The sequence below is a fragment of the Candidatus Thermoplasmatota archaeon genome (assembly GCA_018814355.1).
Taxonomy (GTDB): domain Archaea; phylum Thermoplasmatota; class Thermoplasmata; order UBA10834; family UBA10834; genus COMBO-56-21.
The window spans coordinates 1-2,262 of record JAHIZT010000093.1 but is presented as its reverse complement, the minus strand read 5'-3'; the positions used below and the strand labels follow the sequence as shown (position 1 = coordinate 2,262).

Sequence of the window (2,262 nt, the reverse complement as noted above, 5' to 3'; positions counted from 1 at the left end):
TGATGATGGCTTTCGGCATCTATTTCGTCGTGGGACCAGCGTGGGATCTGGTCAATTCCGTTTGAGAAACACTATCGGGTCAGCGTCCAGCTGCGATCATCCGCTCCAGGGGAACCCTGGCCTTCTTGATGATGTCCGCAGGGAGCTCAATCTTGAACTGCATCTTGAGGAGCGAGTCGCGAACATCCTCCAGAGTTATCTCTCTCATGTTGGGGCATGAGGCATTGGGAGGGGAGTGAAATATCTTCCCGGGAGCTTCCTTTCTGAGCCTGTGTAGCATGTTCTCCTCGGTGCCGATTATGAACTCGCGCTTCTGAGACGCCACGACATGTCTGATGATCCCCTCGGTAGAGTAAGCGAAGTCCGCATAATCAATCACGTCGGGGGTGCACTCTGGATGAACCAGGATCTCCGCTTGCGGGTGCTGCCTCTTGAGCTCCTGGAGGTCCTTGGCGGTGATGTTCATGTGGGTAGGACAGTAGCCCGGCCATAGCACGATCACCTTGTCCTTCACAAACCTCTGGACGTAAAGGCCCAGGTTGGTGTCCGGCACGAATATGATCTTCTTATCGGGAAGCGATTGGACGATCTTGACGGCGTTGGCTGATGTGCAGCAGATGTCCGACTCAGCCTTGACATCGGCCGACGTGTTCACGTATGATACGACGGGAGCGCCCGGATGCTCGGCCTTGAGCTCCCTGAGAGATCTTACATCTACCATCGCGGCCATAGGGCATTTCGCCTTCAGATCGGGGTGGAGAACGGTCTTCTCAGGGTTCAATATCTTCGCGGACTCCGCCATGAAATCCACCCCGCAGAAGACGATGACCTTCGCATCGATCTTCGACGCCTGAACCGACAGGCCGTACGAATCCCCCAAGAAGTCCGATATCTCCTGGACCTCCTTCCTCTGGTAGTTGTGGCCTAGGATGATCGCGTGCCTCTCCTTCTTGAGTTTCAGAATCCTATCCTGAAGGTCGTTCACAGTCTCGTTCGCGAGTTAACGACGGGTCCGTATTAATCCTTTCCTCAAGACAGGTTCGGGAAAGATTCGGGTGGTGAAGCCGTCAGAAAGTGTGGCCACGGGCCTCAATTGCTACATGTAGTCGGAGAAGTGTTATGTACTGGTCATAGTCAAGGATTAGATGCTGATCAAGAGAGTCGTCTTCCGGCTAGACACGGACCTCCCATCGGAAGCGAAGTCACTGCTTGAGGACTTCAGATTGGCAGTCAATAATGCGGTTCGGACCGGTTTCCAAGCGAGAGTGACGTCGAGAAACGCCTTGATCAGATCCGCGTACAAAGATTTCCGTCAAGAACATCCGAGGATGTATTCCCAACATCTTGTATCAGCGTTCGAGGTAGCTGGCGGCGTTCTTAAGAACTATCGCAGGCGCGTTCGCAAAGGTGTTGCGTGCAGAATCCCGTATGTGAGACGCCTAATGATGAAGGCAGAGAACCAGGCTTACAAGCTGGATCGGAAATCTGGATCTATCGACCTTCCGATTAGGGCTGGCTGCCATGTCAAGCTCAACCTGGTCGTGAGCCAGTATCATCGCAAGTATCTCGACGACGAGACCCTCACTCTCGGGTCGCTTACGGTTCTTCCGGACCGAGTCATCATCGCCTTCAGGAAGGAAGCGCCCAGAGCTTACACTCCCGAATCTGTGCTCTCGCTCGACACGAACGAGCGAAGCCTTGACGGATTGTTCGTCAAAGGCGACAACGGAGTGGCAGTGAAGGCGGACTATCGCGATGTGTCCATCATCCAGCAGAGGCATCATGACCGACGGAGGAATCTGCAGACGAAGAAGTCTCATGATCGACGCACGGCTCGCTCCCTATGCAGGAGAGAGGGAAGACGGGAGCACAATAGGGTCGATTACAGGATGCATCAGGTGGCGAACTCAGTACTCAAGTTCGCAGAAGGTAGGAAAGCCGCTATAGTGCTCGAGGATTTGAAGGGGATGAGACTCAAGAAGAACAAGAAACTCAACCGACGTCTGAGCATGTGGCCGCGGCGGAAGCTCCACCAGGTCATCGAGTACAAGGCGCAGTGGAGAGGGATCCCGATTGTCAAAGTGGATCCAGGATACAGCAGCAGAAAGTGCCCGGCATGTGGGAGAATACAAGATTCCCGAATGGGCACTGAGTTCAAGTGCGATTGCGGCTGGCACCTCGACAGACACATCAATGCCAGCCTGAACCTGCTGCAGAGAGCCATCTCGAACGGGATGGCAGGGGGTCTACGGTTCGACCCCG

Annotated in this window: 2 protein-coding genes; one reads left to right on the top strand and one right to left on the bottom strand. The window is 54.5% G+C overall.

The window, feature by feature from the left end; genetic code table 11:
* Positions 1-79: 79 nt before the first annotated feature.
* Positions 80-985, bottom strand: coding sequence for a quinolinate synthase NadA (nadA, locus tag KJ653_06740; GenBank protein ID MBU0685524.1), 906 nt, complete (start codon positions 983-985; stop codon positions 80-82).
* Positions 986-1,145: 160 nt separating this feature from the next.
* On the opposite strand from nadA, the gene KJ653_06735 reads away from it, so the two are divergent.
* The coding region (locus KJ653_06735; protein ID MBU0685523.1) for a transposase at positions 1,146-2,262 on the top strand (1,117 nt) is incomplete at its 3' end.